The sequence below is a fragment of the Neoroseomonas marina genome (assembly GCF_012927745.1).
Classification (GTDB): Bacteria; Pseudomonadota; Alphaproteobacteria; order Acetobacterales; family Acetobacteraceae; genus Neoroseomonas; species Neoroseomonas marina.
The window spans coordinates 429,578-449,246 of the sequence record NZ_JABBKX010000001.1 but is presented as its reverse complement, the minus strand read 5'-3'; the positions used below and the strand labels follow the sequence as shown (position 1 = coordinate 449,246).

20 protein-coding genes are annotated in these 19,669 nt (G+C 71.5%); 3 read left to right on the top strand and 17 right to left on the bottom strand.

Translation table 11 applies throughout. The features are described 5' to 3' along the window. Positions 1-26: 26 nt before the first annotated feature. A complete protein-coding gene (locus tag GWK16_RS25115) occupies positions 27-1,349 on the bottom strand; it encodes an ATP-binding protein (protein WP_170052320.1) in 1,323 nt (440 codons plus the stop codon). Beyond that, positions 1,346-2,035 carry a winged helix-turn-helix domain-containing protein gene (locus GWK16_RS02155; RefSeq protein WP_170052319.1) on the bottom strand — a complete coding sequence of 230 codons (690 nt, stop codon included), beginning with the start codon at positions 2,033-2,035 and terminating at the stop codon, positions 1,346-1,348. Before GWK16_RS02155 ends, GWK16_RS25115 begins: the two co-directional genes overlap by 4 nt. 266 nt (positions 2,036-2,301) lie before the next feature. On the opposite strand from GWK16_RS02155, the gene mbfA reads away from it, so the two are divergent. Next, positions 2,302-3,291, top strand: coding sequence for an iron exporter MbfA (gene mbfA, locus GWK16_RS02150; RefSeq protein WP_211187030.1), 990 nt, complete (start codon positions 2,302-2,304; stop codon positions 3,289-3,291). Positions 3,292-3,419: 128 nt separating this feature from the next. Here the strand turns inward: mbfA and chrA are convergent, their stop codons facing one another. From chrA to GWK16_RS02100, 10 genes are all read right to left on the bottom strand, one after another. Next, the gene (gene chrA, locus GWK16_RS02145) at positions 3,420-4,745 is read right to left on the bottom strand and encodes a chromate efflux transporter (protein WP_170052318.1); all 1,326 of its coding nucleotides are present in this window, start codon (positions 4,743-4,745) and stop codon (positions 3,420-3,422) included. Further along, a complete protein-coding gene (locus GWK16_RS02140) occupies positions 4,742-5,560 on the bottom strand; it encodes a chromate resistance protein ChrB domain-containing protein (protein ID WP_170052317.1) in 819 nt (272 codons plus the stop codon). Before GWK16_RS02140 ends, chrA begins: the two co-directional genes overlap by 4 nt. A 125-nt stretch (positions 5,561-5,685) precedes the next feature. Next, positions 5,686-7,410, bottom strand: a complete 1,725-nt coding sequence (locus GWK16_RS02135; protein WP_170052316.1) for an L-aspartate oxidase — start codon at positions 7,408-7,410, stop codon at positions 5,686-5,688. Continuing rightward, a complete protein-coding gene (locus tag GWK16_RS02130; RefSeq protein ID WP_170052315.1) occupies positions 7,410-7,619 on the bottom strand; it encodes a hypothetical protein in 210 nt (69 codons plus the stop codon). The genes GWK16_RS02135 and GWK16_RS02130 overlap by 1 nt, the downstream gene beginning before the upstream one ends. Beyond that, positions 7,619-8,227 (bottom strand): fumarate hydratase C-terminal domain-containing protein, encoded by a 609-nt coding sequence (locus GWK16_RS02125; RefSeq protein ID WP_170052314.1) that lies wholly within the window; start codon positions 8,225-8,227, stop codon positions 7,619-7,621. Before GWK16_RS02125 ends, GWK16_RS02130 begins: the two co-directional genes overlap by 1 nt. Positions 8,228-8,231: 4 nt before the next feature. After that, positions 8,232-9,140 (bottom strand): fumarate hydratase, encoded by a 909-nt coding sequence (locus GWK16_RS02120; protein ID WP_248291076.1) that lies wholly within the window; start codon positions 9,138-9,140, stop codon positions 8,232-8,234. A gap of 12 nt (positions 9,141-9,152) precedes the next feature. Beyond that, on the bottom strand, positions 9,153-9,884 hold the full coding sequence (locus tag GWK16_RS02115) for a sulfite exporter TauE/SafE family protein (protein ID WP_170052313.1): 732 nt from the start codon (positions 9,882-9,884) through the stop codon (positions 9,153-9,155). Then, positions 9,874-10,215 carry a succinate dehydrogenase, cytochrome b556 subunit gene (gene sdhC, locus GWK16_RS02110; RefSeq protein ID WP_170052312.1) on the bottom strand — a complete coding sequence of 114 codons (342 nt, stop codon included), beginning with the start codon at positions 10,213-10,215 and terminating at the stop codon, positions 9,874-9,876. Before sdhC ends, GWK16_RS02115 begins: the two co-directional genes overlap by 11 nt. Continuing rightward, positions 10,215-10,553, bottom strand: a complete 339-nt coding sequence (locus GWK16_RS02105; protein WP_338144373.1) for a succinate dehydrogenase — start codon at positions 10,551-10,553, stop codon at positions 10,215-10,217. Before GWK16_RS02105 ends, sdhC begins: the two co-directional genes overlap by 1 nt. Beyond that, complete coding sequence (locus GWK16_RS02100) at positions 10,550-11,287, bottom strand: succinate dehydrogenase/fumarate reductase iron-sulfur subunit (RefSeq protein WP_170052311.1); 738 nt, start codon at positions 11,285-11,287, stop codon at positions 10,550-10,552. The genes GWK16_RS02105 and GWK16_RS02100 overlap by 4 nt, the downstream gene beginning before the upstream one ends. A gap of 93 nt (positions 11,288-11,380) precedes the next feature. Between GWK16_RS02100 and GWK16_RS02095 the strand changes: the two genes are divergently transcribed. Together GWK16_RS02095 and GWK16_RS02090 are read left to right on the top strand one after the other, a co-directional pair. Further along, complete coding sequence (locus tag GWK16_RS02095) at positions 11,381-13,012, top strand: thiamine pyrophosphate-binding protein (protein WP_170052310.1); 1,632 nt, start codon at positions 11,381-11,383, stop codon at positions 13,010-13,012. Positions 13,013-13,480: 468 nt separating this feature from the next. After that, positions 13,481-14,053: a transglycosylase SLT domain-containing protein gene (locus tag GWK16_RS02090; protein ID WP_248291075.1), complete on the top strand. Its 573-nt coding sequence runs from the start codon at positions 13,481-13,483 to the stop codon at positions 14,051-14,053. Here GWK16_RS02090 and GWK16_RS02085 read toward each other — a convergent pair. The 5 genes from GWK16_RS02085 to GWK16_RS02065 all read right to left on the bottom strand — a co-directional run bounded on the left by GWK16_RS02085 (position 14,046) and on the right by GWK16_RS02065 (position 19,665). Further along, positions 14,046-15,407: a class-II fumarase/aspartase family protein gene (locus tag GWK16_RS02085; protein WP_170052308.1), complete on the bottom strand. Its 1,362-nt coding sequence runs from the start codon at positions 15,405-15,407 to the stop codon at positions 14,046-14,048. The two genes, GWK16_RS02090 and GWK16_RS02085, sit on opposite strands and share 8 nt — an antisense overlap. A gap of 202 nt (positions 15,408-15,609) precedes the next feature. Further along, on the bottom strand, positions 15,610-16,722 hold the full coding sequence (locus GWK16_RS02080; RefSeq protein WP_170052307.1) for an S-(hydroxymethyl)glutathione dehydrogenase/class III alcohol dehydrogenase: 1,113 nt from the start codon (positions 16,720-16,722) through the stop codon (positions 15,610-15,612). A 66-nt stretch (positions 16,723-16,788) separates the two neighbouring features. Next, entirely contained in the window at positions 16,789-18,111 is a 1,323-nt protein-coding gene (locus GWK16_RS02075; RefSeq protein WP_170052306.1) for a TRAP transporter large permease, read from the bottom strand. Further along, positions 18,111-18,605 carry a TRAP transporter small permease subunit gene (locus GWK16_RS02070; RefSeq protein WP_170052305.1) on the bottom strand — a complete coding sequence of 165 codons (495 nt, stop codon included), beginning with the start codon at positions 18,603-18,605 and terminating at the stop codon, positions 18,111-18,113. Before GWK16_RS02070 ends, GWK16_RS02075 begins: the two co-directional genes overlap by 1 nt. A gap of 13 nt (positions 18,606-18,618) precedes the next feature. Next, complete coding sequence (locus GWK16_RS02065) at positions 18,619-19,665, bottom strand: TRAP transporter substrate-binding protein (protein WP_170052304.1); 1,047 nt, start codon at positions 19,663-19,665, stop codon at positions 18,619-18,621. Between the last annotated feature and the right edge of the window lie 4 nt (positions 19,666-19,669).

The window sequence follows — 19,669 nt, the reverse complement described above, 5'->3', positions numbered from 1 at the left end:
CGCGTCAGAAACGCGGGGGGGGGGGGTCAGCGCCCGCCGAGTGTGAGGCGCATGGTCGCGCCCCGGCCGCCGGGGCCGTCCAGGACCTCGAACCGCCCGCCATGCAGCTTCGCGGTCGCCGCCACCAGGGCGAGGCCGAGGCCCGTGCCCGGCGTGTTGCGGCTGGCGTCGAGGCGATGGAAGCGCCGGGTGACGGCCTCCCGTTCCTCGGGCGGGATGCCGGGGCCGTCGTCCGTCACCTCGATGACCGGGCCGGGGGCGAGGCGCAGGCCGACATGCGGGCCGCCATGGACGAGGGCATTGTCGAGCAGGTTCGCGACCGCCTGGCGCAGCAGGGCGGCATCGCCGTCCATGCCGATGCCGGGCGCGATGTCCTGCGACAGGGTCCGGCCGGCCTCCTCGGCGACGGCCTCGTAGGCCTCGGCGACGGCGCCCACCAGGCCGGAGAGGTCGATGGGGCGGAACCCGGCCCGTGGCGCGCCGCTTTCCGCCCGCGCGATGCGCAGCAGCGCGGCGAAGGTGGCGAGGACCTGGTCGAGCTCGGTCAGCGACTCCTCGAGCGTCGCAGCATCGCCGTCCGGATCGCGGGCCGAGGCGAGCGCCGATTCGATACGCTGGCGCAGACGGGCGAGCGGTGTGCGCAGGTCATGGGCGATGTCGTCGGTGACCTGGCGCTGCGCCTGCATCAACGCCTCGATCCGCCCGAGCATGGTGTTGAGCGTGCCGGCGAGCCGGTCGAATTCGTCGCCCTCGCCGGCCTGGGGCAGGCGGCGGGTGAGGTCGCCATCCATGATGGCCCGCGCGGCCGCGCCGACGCCGGCGATGCGTCGTTCGATCCGGCGGGCGGCGACATAGCCGAGCAGCAGCGCGATGATCGCCGCACAGCCCGCCGCGAAGGCGGGGGCCCAGGCAAGCCGTGTTGCGGCGCGGGAAATCGGCGCCAGTTCGGCGGCCAGGATCAGGTTCATCCCCGGCGGCAGCATGGTGCCGAGTGCGCGCACGCCGGCGTCCGCCGTCCCGCCGGGAAAGGTCGCGAAGCCGCGCAGCACCGGCGGGCGGACGCCGGGGAAATTGCCGGCGATGGGGATGCCGTCGATGGTCTGCAGCAGCACCAGGATCGGGCCCTGGCGGCGGGCGACGGCGCGGGCCTGTTCGGCGAGGCCGGCGACGCCGAGGATCTCGTATTCGCGGATCAGCGCCTCGGCCTCGGCGGCGAGGGCCAGGTCGCGCTGCGCGCGCAGTTCCTGCTCGGCCGCATACCAGACCCAGCCGGCCCCGAGCAGCGACGCGAGCAGCATCAGCCCCGCGGCGCCGAGGGCGGCCCGGAGCGCGAAGCTGCGGCGGATCACGCGGGGGCGGCGCGGGGTTCGAGCACGTAGCCCGCCCCGCGCACGGTGCGGATGGCCGGCGGCTCGCCCGGGCCCTCGAGCTTGCGGCGCAGGCGGCTGACATGCACGTCGACCACGTTGGTGGTGGGATCGAAGGAGAAATCCCACACCTTCTCCAGCAGCATGGTCCGTGTCAGCACCACGCCGGGGTTGCGCATCATGAATTCCAACAGCCGCCATTCGGTCGGCAGCAGGTCGAGCGTCCGTCCGCGGCGCGTCGCGATGCGATGGAGCAGGTCCATGCGGATGTCGCCCACCTCGAGCGCAGTCTGTTCGGCCGGTGGGGCGGCGGGACGGCGGGCGAGGGCCCGGACCCGGGCGCGCAATTCGGCGAAGGCGAAGGGCTTGGCGAGGTAGTCGTCGGCGCCGGCCTCCAGGCCCTCCACCTTGCGGTCGACGTCGCCGAGCGCCGTCAGCATCAGCACCGGCGTGCCGATGTTGGAGGCGCGGATGGCGCGCACGATGGACAGCCCGTCGGGGCCCGGCAGCATCCGGTCGGTCACGATGACGTCGAAGGGTTCGTTGAGCGCGAGGAACAGCCCGTCCTTGCCGGTGCGGGCGACGTCCACGACGAAGCCTTCCTCGGTCAGGCCCTTGGCGACGTAATCCGCGGTCGCGCGATCATCCTCGATGACCAGAATGCGCATCCTGGCCGGTTCTCCTGCTGCTGCACGCCGGGGGGCGAAGGGGCCGCGATGGTGGTCCGCGGCCGGGCGCGCGTCCAGGGACGGGCCGGGCGGGGAGGAGGGGGCGCGCGCCCCCCGGCGGGGGAAGGAAGGGCCGGGAGGCGCGCGGCGGCGGTAGTCGGCCGCCGGGAGGAAGACTGCGTCCGCGATGATGGAGACGAATGGCGCCGCAGTATGACAAGCGTGTCATGCGTTCCCGGCTGGCCTGTGCTTTTCTGCGGCGCACCATGACGACCCTGATCCCCTTCCTCGGCGCCGGCCGCCGTCGCTTCGACAGCCTCACCCCGCAGGAGATCCTGGCGCTCGCCATTTCCTCCGAGGAGGAGGACGGCACCATCTACGCGCTCTATGCGAGCCGGCTGCGCGAGCAATACCCGGCCTCGGCCGCCGTCTTCGACGCCATGGCGGCGGAGGAGAACGACCACCGGCGGCGGCTGATCGACCTCTATCGCGCGCGCTACGGGGACCTGATCCTGCCGATCCGGCGCGAGCACGTGGCGGATTTCTACCAGCGCAAGCCGGTCTGGCTGGTCGAGAACCTCAGCCTCGAGCGCATCCGCGAGGAAGCGCGGGCGATGGAGCAGCAAGCCCGCACCTTCTACATCGCCGCCGCGTCCCGCAGCACGGACGCCGAGGTGCGACGGCTGCTCGGTGACCTCGCCGAGGCGGAGGCGCAGCACGAGGAAGGTGCGGCGCGGCTGACCGAGGACCTCACGCACCGCGAGGAGGGTGCGGAGGAGGAAGCCCATGCCAAGCGGCAATTCGTCCTGACCTGGGTGCAGCCGGGCCTCGCCGGGCTGATGGACGGGTCGGTCTCGACCCTGGCGCCGATCTTCGCCACCGCCTTCGCGACGCAGAACCCGGGGACGACCTTCCTGGTGGGCCTGTCGGCGTCGCTCGGCGCCGGCATCTCGATGGGCTTCACCGAAGCGGCGCATGACGACGGGAAGCTGTCGGGGCGCGGGTCGCCGCTGAAGCGGGGCCTCGCCTCGGGCGTCATGACGGCGCTGGGCGGTCTTGGCCATGCGCTGCCCTACCTGATCCCGCATTTCTGGACCGCGACGGCGATCGCGCTGGTGGTGGTGTTCTTCGAGCTCTGGGCGATCGTCTGGATCCAGAACCGCTACATGGAAACGCCGATCGGCCGGGCGATGTTCCAGATCCTGCTGGGCGGCAGCCTGGTGCTGGCGACGGGCATCCTGATCGGCGGTTCGTGACGCGTGCGCAGGAAGGCGGAGCCTTCGTGCGCCTCGGACGTCCGGTGGGCCTCGTCCGCGGCCTCCGGCTTCGCCGTGCTGGCGGCGGCACCCGCCGGGGCCGCAGCCAAGCCTTTTGGCCGGCCCGGTCAGGCGTGAACGAACGATAGGGCGAGGCCAGCCAGCGCGCAGGCCGCCAGCGTCTTCGCCAGGCCCAGCCGGAAGCCGAACAGCAGCACCGCCGCCAGCACCGCCAGCCCCAGCGCGGCTGGCTGCACCGTGGAGATGACCGGCAAGTCGATCGCCGCCGGGCCGAGCGGGACGCGCCGCACCTCGGCGAAGATCACGCGCAACCCGAACCACAAGGCGAGATTGGCGATCACCCCCACCACGGCCGAGGTGACGCCGGCCAGCGCGCCCTTCAGCCGCGGCTCGTCATGCATCCGCTCGACATAGGGCGCGCCCAGGAAGATGAAGGCGAAGCAGGGCGCGAAGGTGACCCAGAGCGTCAGCACCGAACCGCCGACGCCGCCGATGATCCCGCCATGGCCGTAGCCGGCGAGGAAGCCGACGAATTGCAAGACCAGGATCAGCGGGCCCGGCGTGGTCTCCGCGAGGCCGAGGCCCGCCAGCATCTCGGGCGCCGTCAGCCAGCGGTAATGCTCCACCGCCTCCTGCGCCACATAGGCCAGCACCGCATAGGCGCCGCCGAAGGTGACCACCGCCATCTTGGAGAAGAACCAGGCGATGTCGCCCCAGACCGGCGTGCCCATCAGCAGCACCACCGGCCAGAGCCACAGCGACAGCGTGATCAGCCCCGCCCGCCGCGCCGCGGGGGTCATGCCCGCGATGCGGTCGGGTTCGGCCGCGATCACCGCGTCGAGCAGCGCCGGCGGCCCGTCCTTCGCCTTGCCGTGGCCGCCGGCAACGAAGGCGCCGGGCAGCAGGTAGCCGATCACGAGCGCGGCCAGCACCACCAGCGGGAAGGGCACCGCGAAGGCGGCCAGCGCGACGAAGGCGGCTGCCGCCAGCAGCCAGGCGGCGCCGCCATGCAGGGCGCGCTTGGCGACGCGCAGCAGCGCCTCGACCACCAGCACCAGCACGGCGCATTTCAGGCCGAAGAACAGCGCGGCGACGATCGGCACCTCGCCCAGCGTCGCGTAGATCATCGACAGCGCGAGCATCACGGCCGCGCCGGGCAGGACGAACAGCACGCCCGCCGCGATGCCGCCCTTCACCCCATGCATCAGCCAGCCGAGATAGGTGGCGAGCTGCGTCGCCTCGGGCCCGGGCAGCAGCATGCAGAAGTTGAGCGCGTGCAGGAACCGCGCGTCCGAGACCCAGTGGCGGTCGTCCACCACTTCCCGGTGCATCACCGCGATCTGCGCGGCAGGCCCGCCGAAGGACAGCAGGCCGACGCGCAGCCAGACGCGCAGCGCCTCGGCGAAGGTGGGGAAAGGCGGCTGGGGCGTCATGCGGGCTTCCCGGGCGTCGGCCAGTTGTGTGTCTCGTCGGTCGCGTCGCGCGCCCAGCGGTAGAAGGCGTCATACAGCGCACAGCCGGCATCGAGCTGCGCCAGGTCGTCGCGATGCATGCGCGACAGGCCGAGCGAGGCGGCGAGCAGCCCCGCCGCCTCCGGCGCCAGGTCCGGCCGCGCCGTGTCGGCACCACGGACGATGAGGGCGAGGCGGTCCAGCGCCTCGGTATGCAGGCCGAATTCGTCGAGCATCACGTCGAAGGTGCAGAGGTTGCCGCGATGGGACCAGAAGACGCCTTCGATGTCGAAGGGGGTGGCGCCGAAGCGTTCCGCGACGGCGGTCACTTCCGACGGTGCGACGAAGAGGAAGACCGCATCCGGATCGACGAAGCGGCGGATCAGCCAGGGGCAGGCGATGCGGTCCACCTTGGGCCGCGCCCGCGTGACCCAGACCGTGCGGCCCTGCGCGTCGCGCGGCGGGACATGGGCGGGGGCGACGAGAGGCAGGCGCGCATCGCGCCAGGCCTCGAAGCCGCCTTCGAGGGATTCGGCATTCGCCCCGGCATGGCGCAGCCAGGCCGCCGCCCCCTGGCTGAGCTTGAGCCCCTTCTGACAGACGACGACGACATCGCGGCCGGCGAAGCGCCCCGCCCAGGCCGCGACATCATCGTGGGCGCGGCGGACGGCACCGGGGATGAAGCGCGGATCGGCGGCGGCGTCCTCCGCGACGCGGACGTCGATGATCGCGGGCGCATCGGGCAGCCCGACGCGGCGGGCGAGTTGCTGGGGCGTGATGATGGTCGGGGCCGGCATGGGGGCGTCCTCTCCACAGGGAGTTCGGGACGCGATGCTTCGGCCGGAGCCTCACGGGGTGATCGCGGACATCCCCTTGCAGCCGAGGGTGGGTAGCGCGCCGCGGGATGTCAAGCGCGGCGCGGTCACTCCGCGGCGGCGGGCAGCAGGCTCTCGCCCGGCTTCAGGCGGGTGAAGGCGACCTGCTGCCAGTCGAGCGCGATGGCGCCGTCGCGCAGCGCCACGCGCGTCGCGGCGAGGCCTGCGGCGTCGTCATTGGTCTGCGGGAAATCCTCCCGCCAATGGGCGCCGCGGGATTCCTCGCGCGCCTGCGCCGCGGCGACGATGGCGCGGCTGACGAGCAGTTGCGACTTCAGGTTCAGCCAGTCGTGCCAGGTCAGGTTGAAGGCGCGGTCGCGGCCGTCCACGCCGGCGGCGTCGACCTCGGCCTCCAGGCCATTGAGCGCGGCGGCGGCCTCCGCCAGGCCCGCCGCATCGCGCAGGATGCCGGCCTTGTCCCACATCATGTCGAGCAGCGCGTCGCGGATCGGCGAGAGGTTGCGCGCCGGCCGGCCGAAAGGCGCGTGGACGAAGGCGGTGGCTTCGTCGAGCGCGGCCTGGTCCGGCTCCTCGAAGGCGCCGTGCCGCGGCACCCAGGTGGCCATGCTGTCGCCGGCGATGCCGCCGAAGACGGTCGAATTCGCCACACCGTTGCCGCCAAGCCGGTTCGCGCCATGCACGCCGCCGGTGTCCTCCCCGGCGGCGAACAGGCCCGGCAGGCCGGTCGAGCCATCCGCGCGGAACACCACGCCGCCCATCATGTAGTGCGCGGTCGGCACCACCGGCACGCGCCCGGCGGCGAGGTCGAAGCCGTTGTCGGCGCAGCGTTCGACCATGCCCTTGAACTCGCGCCGCACGCGGTCGGGGCCGAGATGGCCCATCTCGATCCACAGCCCGCCTTCGGGGTTGACGTTGCCGGCGAGGATCTCCCGCTGCATGGAGCGCGAGACTATGTCGCGCGTCGCACGCTCGTTGCGCGGATCGTACTTGTGCATGAAGCGCTGCCCGTCGCCGCCGAGCAGATAGCCCCCGGCGCCGCGCAGCCCTTCCTCGATGATGGTGCCGGTCATGCGCGTCCCCGGGCCGGCGAGCACGCCGGTCGGGTGGAACTGCACCATCTCCATGTCGCGCAGCGGCAGGCCCGCGCGCAGCGCCATGGCCATGCCGTCGCAGGCCTTGTCGCCCGAAGGCGTATGGTACTTGTACATGGTCGGCCCGCCGCCGGTCCCGAGCAGCACGGCCTTGGCCTGCACGAAGACCAGCCCGCCTGAGCGCATATCGATCAGCAGAACGCCCGCGATGCGCGATCTGTCGCGGCTACGGATCAGCGCGACGGCGCGGTGTTCCTCCATGCGGTTGATGCCGCGCGCCCAGACCTGCTCGGCGAGGCGGTTGACGATCTCGATGCCCGTCAGGTCGCCCTTGTGGACCGTGCGGTCGAAGGTCTGCCCGGCGAAGGCCTTCTGGTGGATGGTGCCGTCCGGGTTGCGGTCGAAGAAGCAGCCCCAGCGGTTCTCGAGCTCGCGGATGCGCCGCTGCGCGCCCACCACCAGCGTCCAGGCAAGGTCCTGGTCGTTCAGCCATTTCCCGCCGTCGAGCGTGTCCATGAAATGGCGCTCGGCGGAATCCCCCGCGGCGATGGCGACGTTGTAGCCGCCCTGGACCATGCGGGTGCAGCCGCATTTCCCGAGCAGTCCCTTCACCGCGATGGTCACGTCAAGATCGGGTGCCGTGTCCTTCGCGTGCAGCGCGGCGAGCAGCCCCGCGCCGCCCGCGCCAAGGACGAGGATATCGGTGCGGCGACGTTCCATCAGCGCGGTCCCCGAGGGCTGTTGGGGACGCCGCAGCCGCAATCCTCGGCCGGCGCCGCCGTCGCGGGTGCCCCGGCCGGGGCCGGGATGGCGACGATGATGTCCGTCCCGCCGCCCATGCGGCCGAGGATCAGCGTCGAGGCCAGTTGCCCCAGCGGCGGCGGCATGACCTGGAACAGCACGACGAGCGGCAGGACGGCGAGGAACATCACGAGGCTCCGAGCTTCTCGAGCACCGCCTGGCGCCGCCGTGCGGCCTCGGCGTTCACGGCGGCGTAGAGGCTGCTGCCATGGGCGTCCATCGCCACCAGCAGCGGCCCGAAGCCCTTGATGGAGAACTTGTAGAGGCTCTCGGGATTGAGGTCGTCGAGGTCGACATCCTCGACCGCCTGCACCCAGGTGGTCTCGAGCGCCGCCGCGCCGCCGACCACGGCGAGGTAGGCGCCGCCGAGGTCCCTGAAGGCGTCCAGCGAGCCGTCGCGCAGCCCGCCCTTGCCGATGATGATCCGCACGCCCTCGCGTTCCATCAGCGGCCGCGTGAAGCGTTCCATGCGGTCCGAGGTGGTGGTGCCGATGCAGACCGGCTCGTAGCCCGAATGGTTGGTGCCGGAGCGTTCCACCTTGCGCAGGTTCGGCGCGGTGTGGATCACCGCATGGCCGTGCAGGTCGAACTTCGTGCGCCGGCCATGGTCGAACATGTGGATCTGCGTCGCGTCGCGGATGCCGAACAGCGTGTCCTCGAGCGTCACGGTGTCGCCGACGCGCAGCGCGCGGACCTGCTCCTCGGTGATCGGCATGTGCAGGACATGGTGGGCCATGGCGTCAGAACCCGATCCGGATGCCGTCGGGGGTGAAGGTCGCGCTGGCGCGGCGCGCCGAGTGGCACTGGATGTTCACCGCGACGGGATTCATCGTGATGTGCGTCGCCGCCGTCTCGACATGCACGGCGAAGGCGGTGGAATCCCCGCCCAAGCCCTGCGGGCCGATGCCGAGGCCGTTCACCGCCTCGGACAGCTCGGCCTCGAGCTTCGCGCCTTCCGCATCGGTGCAGCGCGACCCGAGCGGGCGCGTCGCCGCGACCTTTGCGAGGTGCATGCAGAGATCCGAGGTACCGCCCACGCCGACGCCGACGATGGTCGGCGGGCAGACCTTCCCGCCGGCCTGGATGACGCGGTCCACCACGAAGCGCTTCACCGCCGCGACGCCATCCGCGGGGATCAGCATCTGCAGGAAGGAGCCGTTCTCCGAACCGCTGCCCTTCGGGATCATCTCGAGGCGCAGCTCGCGCTCGGCATCGGTGAAGTCGATGTTGATGACGGGGACGCGCTCGCCGCAGGAGGTGTGCTCGTTCTTCCGTGTGATGGGATGCACGACCGAGGAGCGCAGCGGATGCTCGCGCGTCGCGCGCGCCGTGCCCTTCGCGATCGCCTCCTTCAGCGCCCAGCCGTCGACCTGGACGTTGCGCCCGATCAGCACGTTGAAGATCGGGATGCCGGTGTCCTGGCAGAGCAGGTTGTCCATCCGCTCCGCGACGCCGATGTTCTCGATCATGGTCGCGAGGATGGTCTTGGCCGTCGCGTCGGTTTCGGTCGCGTCGAGCCGCGCGAAGCCTTCCTTGATGTCGTCGGGCAGCACCTTGCAGGCGCGGATGTAGAGCAGCTTCGCCGCTTCCTCGATCGCCTCGGGTTCCACCCGCAGGGGCTCGACACCCGGCTTCGTCATCAGCGTCATCGCATTCCTCCCTCAGACGAGCAGCGAAACCCCCGAGACCAGCAGCAGCACCAGCAGGATAACCCGGAAGGCCTGGGCTGGCAGCCTCACATAGGCGCGCAGGCCGAGCAGCGTGCCGATGACCAGCGCCGGCACGGCGGCCGCGGTCAGGATCAGCGCCTCGGCCGTGAAAAAGCCCGAGAAGGCCAGTCCCACCGCCGTGATCGCCTGCATGAAGACGATGAAGGGCTGCATCAGCGCCCGGGCGCGGTCCTTGGGCCAGCCCTGGATGTCGGCCCACATGGCCGGCAACGCGCCGACGAAGCCGCCGATGCCACCCAGGATGCCGCTCGCGAAGCCCACCGCGCCATCGGCCGCGCGGCCGCCGCCGACCTCAGGCGGGGCCAGGCGCAGCGCGATGCGGGCCAGCATGTAGCCGGAATAGACCACCAGCAGCAGGCCGACCCCGGCGACGATCGCCGGCGCCGGGCCCTTGGCCAGCACCAGCAGCCCGACCGGCAGGCCGAGCACCGCCATGCCGACGAAGAGCCGCATGCGCGGCCATTCGATGTGCTTCCACAACGGCGGCAGGGCCATGGACTGGGCCATCAGGCTGCCCAGCACGAGCACCGGGGCGGTGACCGAGGGCGGGACGACATGCAGCAGGATGCCCGCGGCCACCAGCACGAAGGCGAAGCCCGCCATGCCGGCGCAGAAGGCGGCGACAAAGCAGCTCGCCGCGACGACGGAGGCCTCAAACCACATTGAGCAGGAACAGCAGGCCGACCAGCAGCGCGAGCCCGGCGGAGAGCGCGACCATGTCCTTCTGCCGCTTCCGCCAGCCGAGGAATTCCAGCACCATCACCCGCAGCCCGCCGGCGAGATGGGCGGCGAGCAGCACGACGAGGCCGGTCTCGGCCGCCTTGACGAGCGGGTTCTCGGTCCAGCGCAGGAAGCCGTCGAAGCGCGCCTCGCCCGAGATGGCGGTGCCCAGCGCCCAGAAATGCAGCGGCAGGAACAGCGCGAGCAGCAGCCCCGAGACGCGGTGCACCACGAAGGCGAGGTAGGTCGGATGCGAGCGCGGCCGCAGGTCCATCAGGCGAACAGCCCATAGGCGGCGCGGATGCCGAAGCCGGCAGTCACCAGCCCGATCGCCAGCCAGGCGAGGTCCGCGCCGCGCCCGCGCAGGCCGATCGTCTCGGCGGCGATGTTGCGCAGTCCGATCGCCCCATGCAGCCCCGCGCTGAGCGCGAAGACGACGTAGAAGGCGAACCAGGCGCCGTTGCCGTGGGTGCGCCCGAGGATCTCGGCCGCCGACAGCCCGCCGCGCACCGCGCCGATGATGGTCACCAGGTGCACCAGCACCGCGAGGGCGAGGATCATCGCCGTGACGCGCTGCACCATCCACAGATGCGTCTGTCCGCGCGTGCTCACCGGCGCCCCAGCAGCGTGTCCCAGAACAGCCGGCGCTTCAGCCCTGCGATCGCCGAGGAGGGATCGAGGTTCTTCGGGCAGCGCTCGGTGCAGGATTGGGTCGAATGGCAGGAATGGCAGCCGGCATCGCCCGCCACCGCGTCGAGCCGTTCGCCATGGCCGGCGTCGCGCACGTCGTTCACCAGCGTCCAGGCGCGGTTCAGTGCAGCGGGGCCGAGATAGTCCGGATTCCAGGTGACGACGTCGCAGGAGGCGTAGCACACCGCGCAGCCGATGCATTCGATGCCGGCATCGGCCTCGCGCCGCGCCTTGGAGGCGGGCGGGACGACGGCGAATTCCTCGGGCACCGCGCCGTCCGTCGCGTCCTTGGGCTGGAAGCGGCCCTGCGCGCGTTGCCACTTGTCGAAGAAGGGCGTGAGGTCGGCCGCGAGGTCTCGGATCACCGGCAGGTTCGCGAGCGGCCGCAATTCCAGTTCGCCATCCGCGCCGACGACCTTGCGCACATGGGTCCGGCAGGTCCAGCGGGCGCGCCCGTTCACCGTCATGGCGCAGGACCCGCACATGCCGACGCGGCAGGCGAAACGATAGGCGAGGGAGGGATCGAGCTCGCGCTGGATGTGCGTGACGACGTCGAGCACGGTCTGGTTCGCACGCGCCGGCACCTCGTAGCGCGCGAAGTCACCTTGCTCGCCGCCGCGCCAGACGCTGACCTTCAGGCTGGCCGGCTCGGCCATGCGCGTTTCCCCTCTCCTGTCGGCGAGACTAGCCGCGCTGGACAGGCTGTCCAGCCCGTGGCTCGCTGCGCGCGATCCAAAGGGGAGGACACCATGACCGAGACGATCCGCGGCGCGGACATCCTCGTGCAGGCACTGAAGGCCGCCGGCGTGAGCCGCATCTTCAGCCTGTCCGGCAACCACATCATGCCGCTCTACGACGCGCTGCTCGGCTCGGGCATCGGCATCGTCCACACGCGGCACGAGGCGGCGGCGGTGCACATGGCCGATGCCTGGGCGCGGCTGACCGGCGAATGCGGCATCGCGCTGGTGACGGGTGGGCAGGGGCACACCAATGCGGTCGCCGCGCTGCCGACCGCGCTCGCGGGCGAGGTGCCGGTGCTGCTGCTCTCGGGCCATGCGCCGCTCGGCGAGCTCGGCCTCGGCGCCTTCCAGGAGCTCGAGCAGGCGCGCATGGCCGAGCCGCTGGTGAAGCAGGCGGGAACAGCGGCATCGGCGGCGACGCTCGGCGCCGACATCGCACGCGCCATCCGCACCGCACGGTCGGGGCGGCCGGGGCCGGTGCACCTCTCGCTGCCGACCGACGTGCTCGAGGCACGCCTTGCGCCTGTCGCGCCGCCGCCGCCCGAGGCCTTCGCGCCGCAGCCCCTGCCGCTGTCGCCTGAGAGCGCCGCCGCGATCGCCGCGACCATCGCGCGCGCCGAGCGGCCGGTGATCGTGGCGCCGCCGGCGCTGTGCACGCCCGAAGGGCGCCTGGCGATGGCGGCGCTGTCGGACCGCGCGGGCCTTCCCGTCGTGCCGATGGAAAGTCCGCGCGGCCTCGGGGATCCGTCGCTCGGCGCCTATGCGCAGGCGCTGGCGGAGGCGGATCTCGTCGTGCTGCTGGGCAAGGCGCTCGACTTCACGCTGCGCTTCGGGCGCGCGCCGGCCATCGCCGCGACGGCGCGCTTCGTCGTGGTGGATCCGGAGGAAGCGGTGCTGGCGCGGGCGGTGCGTGGCCTCGGCGCACGCGTCGCGGTCGCGGCGATGGCGGGGGCCGCGGAGGCCGTGGCGGCGCTGACATCGGCGATGGCCCGGCACGGCAACGCGGAATGGTCGGCGCGGCTGGCCGGCGCCATCGGCTTCCGCCCACCGGGCTGGGCGGCGCTCGCCGGGGCGCCGGAAGGGCCGATCCATCCCGCGACGCTCTGTCATGCGCTGCTGCCCTTCCTCGAGGCCGGCCCGGACACCGTGCTGGTCTGCGACGGCGGCGAGATCGGGCAATGGGGACAGGCGATGCTGTCCGCGCCGGCGCGCATCATCAACGGCGTCGCGGGGTCGATCGGCGCGGCCATCCCCTTCGCCCTCGCGGCCCGCGCGGCGCGGCCGGAGGCGCGCATCCTCTGCCTGCTCGGGGACGGCACCTTCGGCTTCCACATGGCCGAATTCGACACCGCGGTCCGCAACGACCTGCCCTTCGTGGCCGTGGTCGGCAACGACGCGCGCTGGAATGCCGAGCACCAGATCCAGCTGCGCGAGTACGGCGCCAACCGCACCCATGCGTGCGAGCTCGCGCCCGGCACGCGCTACGACCTCGTCGCCGCCGCGCTGGGCGGCCATGGCGAATTCGTCACCCGCGCGGAGGAGATCGCGCCGGCCGTCGAGCGGGCCTTCGCCTCGGGCAAGCCAGCCTGCGTGAACGTGGTGATCGAGGGCCAGCCGGCCCCTGCCATCCGGATGGGCTGAAGCGCCCCCAAGACGCCCCCTGGATACCCGGACGCCTGCGGAATTTTCCCGGGTGCCCGGGCAGTCTTCAATAGTGAAAAATGAAGTATTCAATATTCGGAGCAGCCAGTCGGAGCGATCGTTTCAAAGTTGTTTTTCTTGGTGAGGACTTTGCCTCAATCCTGCCCCATTGCGTTCGACAGGGATGGGGCAGGGGAGTTGTCGTGATTTGGGTTTGATCTTTGCCGCTGACTGTGGTCGGTAGCGCCCATGACGACCGCGAATGGATTGTCGGCGCCCCCCTGCCGGCGACATGTTGCGGCGACCTCGCGCGCGTTGCCGCGGGGCGCCCGTCCCCCCGGGCTCCGGCTTCGCCGGATCTGGGACCTGGCTGACCGGAGGCGGAAACGCCTGCTTACGCCCGTCTGGACGACGGCGCTGATTGGTGTCCTGACGCTGTCGACCGGCGCCTGCGCGCAGCAGGAACCTTTGCAGACCGCCGCGCTCGCGGCGCCCGCCGTTAACCGCGACGACCTGTCCCCGCGTTCCGCCTGTCTCGAGGCAGCCCGCGAAGCCGAGCGCAAGCACGGCCTCCCCGAAGGCCTCCTCGTCGGCATCGCGCTGAACGAAAGCGGGCTCCACGCCCATGCCCTGAACATCCGCGGCCGTGCCTACTTCCCCGAAACGCGGGAGGAGGCCGTGCGGTTGCTCCGGTCAGCGGGCGGCTATGCCATGGCGGGCTGCGTCCAGGTCAATGCCAGCGTGCATGCGCGCGGCGGCCAGGACTGGCCGCTCGATCCCTGGCAGGCGACGGACTGGGCGGCGAACTATCTCCGCCAGCACTACGAGACCTATGGCGACTGGGGCATGGCCCTGGTGCGGTGGCACGGGGGATCGCCGCGCGCGGCGACCCGGCTGATCTGCCGCGTCCGCAGCAAGATCGACGTCGTCGCCCCCGGCAGCGACATCTTCCGCGAGCGTTGCGGCACCGGCGGCGTCGAGATGGCGCGCTTCCGTCGCAACGGCCAGGCGCTGCTCGAACTGGCCGAGGCGCCTAACTGACGCCCATGGACCGCGCGCGCGTGAGCACGCGGTCCACGAAGGCCCCCGCGCTGCCGAGATAGGCCGCGGGGTCCGTCATCGTCGCGATGGCGGCGGCATCGAGCTTCGCCGCCACGCGCGCATCCCGCAGCAACGCCTCCGTCAGCCCGATCCCTTCCGCGATCGCGAGGTCGCAGGCGTCGTTGACGATGTGATGGCTCTCGCCGCGACCGAAGACGGGCGCGAGGCCCATCATCACCGCTTCCGACACGATCAGCCCATGCGTCGCATCGACGTTGCGACGCATGCGCGCGGGATCGACGACCAGGCCCTCGGCGATGAAGCGCGCCTGGGCGAGCGCGCCATGGGCGAGCAGGAAGGCCTGCGGCAACGCGAGGAGTTCCGCCTGCCACGGGCCGGTCCCGCGCTCGAAATCCTGGGCCATGGCGGCGAGCATCTGCGGGACCAGCGCATGGACGCCGCGCGACTGGGAGAGGACGTATTCGCACGCGATCGGGTTGCGCTTCTGCGGCATGGTCGAGGATCCGCCGCGGCCGCGCACATGCGGTTCGGACACCTCCGCAAGCTCCGTCTGCATCATCAGCATGACGTCGGTTGCGATCTTCGAGAGGTTGCCGCAGAGGATGCCGAGCCAGCAGGTGGCCTCGTTCAGCCCGTCGCGCGCGACGTGCCAGGGGATGTCGGCTTCGGCGAGGTCGAGTTCCGTCGCGAGTTCCCGCGAGATGGCGAGGCCCTGGTCGCCCAGCGAGGCGAGCGTGCCCGCCGCGCCCCCGAAGGACAGGCGCAGCGCGCGGTCGCGCACGCGGACGAGGCCCTCGACGGAAGCCAGCAGCGGCGAGAGCCACACGGCGGCCTTGTAGCCGAAGGTCACCGGCAGGGCGTGCTGGAGGTGGGTGCGTCCGGCCATGACCGTGTCGCGATGGGCCGCGGCCATGGCGGCGAGTGCGGCGCAGGTCGCGCGCAGGTCGGATTCGATCAGCGCGAGGCCGTCGCGGACCTGGAGCACCAGGGCGGTGTCCATGATGTCCTGGGTCGTGGCACCCCAATGGGTCCAGCGCCCGGCCTCGGGGCCGGCCAGGGCGGTCAGCTGCTTCACCAGCGCGACGACCGGATAACCGGTGTTGCGCGTCGCCGCGGCCATCGCCGCGCGGTCGAGGCGCGTCGCGTCGGCGGCCCGGGTGATGGCCTCGGCGGCCTCGGCGGGGATGATGGACAGGCGAGCCTGGGCGCGGGCGAGCGCGGCTTCGACGTCGAGCATGCGCTGGAGGAAGGCGTCTTCCCCCATCGCGGCGCGCATCGCGTCGGTGCCGTAGAGCGCGCCGAGCACGGCGCCGTCGGCGGGGTTCACGGGCATGGCGTTTCCTCTCGCGTGTCGGGGCGGAGGAAAGGCGCGCCGGGCGCGCGCGTCAATCCGCGCTGATCGTCAGCAGCAACCTGCGGCCCGAAGGGCGGAGGCCGCGAATTCGGCCCGCCGCGAGTGCGGCGAGCCAAGGCCGGCGGATGCCGGCCGCCCGGCGCCTGAGGGGCACGAAGGCCAAGCCTTCGTGCCCACAACATCAGAACACGATCACCGACCGGATCGACTTGCCTTCGTGCATCAGGTCGAAGGCGTGGTTGATCTCCTCGAGCGGCATGGTGTGGGTGATCAGGCTGTCGATCTCGATCTTCCCCTCCATGTACCAGTCGACGATCTTCGGCACGTCGGTGCGCCCGCGCGCGCCGCCGAAGGCGGTGCCCTTCCAGACGCGTCCGGTCACCAGCTGGAAGGGGCGCGTCGCGATCTCGCGGCCCGCCTCGGCCACGCCGATGATGATGCTCTCGCCCCAGCCGCGATGGCAGCATTCCAGGGCCTGGCGCATCACGTTCACATTGCCGGTCGCGTCGAAGGAGAAATCGGCCCCGCCGCCCGTCAGGTCGACCACCGCCTGCACCACCTTGTCGACGCCGATCTCGGTCGGGTTGATGAAGTGGGTCATGCCGAACTTCTTGGCCATCTCGACCTTGGCCGGGTTCAGGTCGATGCCGATGATCTTTTCGGCGCCGACCATGCGCGCGCCCTGGATCACGTTCAGCCCGATGCCGCCAAGTCCGAACACCGCGACATTCGCACCCGGCCAGACCTTCGCGGTGTTGATGACGGCGCCGATGCCCGTCGTCACGCCGCAGCCGATGTAGCAGATCTTGTCGAAGGGCGCGTCCTCGCGGACTTTGGCCAGCGCGATCTCGGGCAGCACGGTGTAGTTCGCGAAGGTGCTGCAGCCCATGTAGTGGAACACCGTCCCCTGGTCGCAGGAGAAGCGGGAGGTGCCGTCCGGCATCACGCCCTTGCCCTGCGTCCCGCGGATCGCGGTGCAGAGGTTCGACCGGCGCGACAGGCAGGTTTTGCACTGCCGGCATTCCGGCGTGTAGAGCGGGATGACATGGTCGCCCGGCTTGAGCGACGTCACGCCCGCGCCGACCTCCCGCACGATGCCCGCGCCCTCATGCCCCAGGATGGCGGGGAACAGCCCTTCCGGGTCGGCGCCCGACAGGGTGTAGGCGTCCGTGTGGCAGACGCCGGTGGCCTTCACCTCGACCAGCACCTCGCCGGCCTTGGGGCCGCCGATCTCGATGGTCTCGATGGTGAGCGGGGCACCGGCTTTCCAGGCGACGGCGGCGCGGGTCTTCATGGGGCGGAGACTCCGATGGGTGTCGGCCGCACAATGGTCCGCGCCACGTCTCGCGCGCAACCCGCCTCAGGACAGCGCCCGCACCACCACGAGCGAGAGCCAGGGAAAGGCCACGCAGAGCGCGAGCCGCACGAAATCCGTCGCGAGATAGGGCAGCACGCCGCGATAGGTCCGCCCGATCGGCACGTCCCGCGCCAGGCCGCTGACCACGAAGACATTCAGCCCGATCGGCGGCGCCGTCAGCCCGATGCCGACCACGATCAGCACCAGGATGCCGAACCAGATCGCCGTCTCCTCCGTCGTCAGGCCGAAGTCGAGCGCGGTGATGACCGGGAAGAAGACCGGCAGCGTCAGCAGCATCATCGCGAGCTCGTCCATCACCGCGCCGAGCACGATGTAGACCGCGAGGAAGGCGATCAGCACGCCATAGGGCGGGAAGCCCTGCTCGCTGACCCAGACGGCCAGCAGGTCCGGCGCCTGGGACAGGGCAAGGAAGGCGTTGAACACCTCGGCGCCGAGCAGGATGACGAAGATCATCGCCGTGGTCTCGGCGGTGGCGCGCAGGCTCTCGATCACCTGGCGCGGGCGCAGCGTGCCCCGCGCCATGCCGACCAGCAGCGTGGCGCCGCAGCCGACGGCGGCGCTTTCGGTGGGCGTGAAGATGCCGCCATAGATGCCGCCCACCACGACGATGGCGATCATCAGCACCGGGATGACATTGAGCAGCGCCTCCCGCCGTTCCGCCGGCGGCACGCGCGGGCCGGCGGGGCAGAGATGCGGCCGCTTCCGCACCACCACCCAGATGGTGAGGATGTAGAAGGCCGTCGCCATCAGCCCGGGGATCAGCGCCGCCATGAACAGCCGCGCGATGTTCTGCTCCGTGCTGATGGCATAGACCACCAGGATGACGGAGGGCGGGATCAGGATGCCGAGCACGCCGCCGACCGCGATGGTGCCGGTGGCGAAGCCCGGTTCCGTGCCGTAGCGGCGCAGTTCCGGCAGCGCCGCGCGGCCGAAGGTCGCGGTCGTCGCGACCGAGGACCCGCACACCGCCCCGAAGCCGGCGCAGGCCGTGATCACCGCCATGGCCAGCCCGCCGCGCCGGTGCCCCACCAGCGCATTCGCCGCGGTGAACAGGTCCCGCGCCAGCCCGCCGCGCTCGGCGAGCGCGCCCATCAGGATGAAGAGCGGGATGACCGACAGCGTGTAGTTGGCGAACAGGAAGAAGGGCGTGGTTTTGAGGTAGGCGAGCAGCCGCGTCGTGTCGACGATGTGCGCATAGCCGAAGCAGCCGACCAGCAGCATGGCGAGACCGATCGGGCAGCGGATCGCGAGCAGCAGCAGCAGCGCCGCGAAGCCCGTGCCGGCGAGGACGAATTCCTCGGCCATCAGCCACGCCCCCGCGCCAGCCGCCACACCCAGTACAGCGCCGCGAGGCCCGTTGCCGCGAAGCCGACCGCGCCCATCAGGATCGCCCACCAGATCGGCGCGGCAAGCAGCCCGATCGTCACCGTGCCGTTGCGCAGCGCCTCGAGCCCGCCGACCGCCATGCGTTCCGCCAGCACCAGCGCCACGACGCCCCAGGCGAGGTTCCAGAAGGCATCGATCGCTTGGTTCACGCGCCGTGGCAGCCAGGTGGTGAAGCTGTCGACGAAGATGTTGGCGCGCATCAGCGTCCCGTAGGCGAGGAAGCCCAGCACCGCGAGGCCGCCGCCGAGCTGCACCAGTTCCACGTCTCCGCGGATCGGCTGGCCGAGCAGCCAGCGCATCAGCACCGAGGCGGTGACGGTGAAGGCGACGGCCAGCAGCACCAGGCCGCCACCGATCGCGATGCCGGTCGCGATCCGGGCGATCGGCCCGGCAGGCGTTCCAGGCTGGGTCACGCCGGGCGGCGGTTCAAGTCACACCCTGGCCGAGTTGCGCGACGAGGGCGCGCGTCTCCTCGACCAGCGCGGCGCCGTCGATGTTCCTTTCGCGCATCTGGCCGATCCAGGCCTGCACGACCGGGGCGGTCGCGTCCTGCCAGCGGGCCTTCTCCTCCACGCTGATCTCGGTGATGGAATTGCCGCGGCGGCGGACCTGCTCCTCCACCTTGGGGCCTTCGTCGTCCCACACCTTCGCGGCCATCTCGGCGGCGGCGGCACCGGAATTGGCGTCGAGCACGCGCTGCAGGTCGGGTGCGAGGCCCTCGTAGCGCGCCTTGTTCATCGCGAGGATGAAGGTGGCGATGTAGAAGGTCGGCGTGCCGGGAATGCCGACATGGTAGCGCGCCATCTCCTGCAGGCGGATCGAGGGCACGACCTCCCACGGCACCACCGCGCCGTCGATGACGCCCTGGGACATCGCCTCGGGCACCTGGGGGACGGGCAGGCCGATCGCGGTGGCGCCGAGCGCCTTCAGCGCCTCGCCCGCCTGGCGCGTGGGGAAGCGCAGCTTGAGGCCGCGCATGTCGTCCATCGTCTTCACCTCGCGGCGCGCATGGATCAGCCCGCCGTCATGGCCCCAGGCGGTGATGATGTGCGTCTCGCCGAATTCGCCGCGCATGTGGCGGTCGAACAGGGTCCAGGTCGCGCGCGCATTCACGCTCGCCCGCTTGTGGGCGATGAAGGGCAGCTCGATCACCTCGATGCGCGGGAAGCGGCCGGGCGTGTTGCCGGGCAGCGTCCAGACGATGTCCGCGACGCCGTCCTTCGCCTGGTCATACAGCTGCGGCGGCGCGCCGCCGAGCTGCATGGACGGGAAGATCTGGATCCGCAGCCGACCGCCCGATTCGTCGCGCACCTTGTTGGCCCAGGGGACCAGGAAGTGGCGATGGACGTTCGAGACCGGCGGCAGGAAATGGTGCAGCCGCAGCGTCACCTCCTGCGCCGCGGCCCGGCGCGCGGCGAGCAGCGCCGGTACGGCGATGGTGGCGCCGCCAAGCAGCAGCCGTCGGTTGATCATCGGA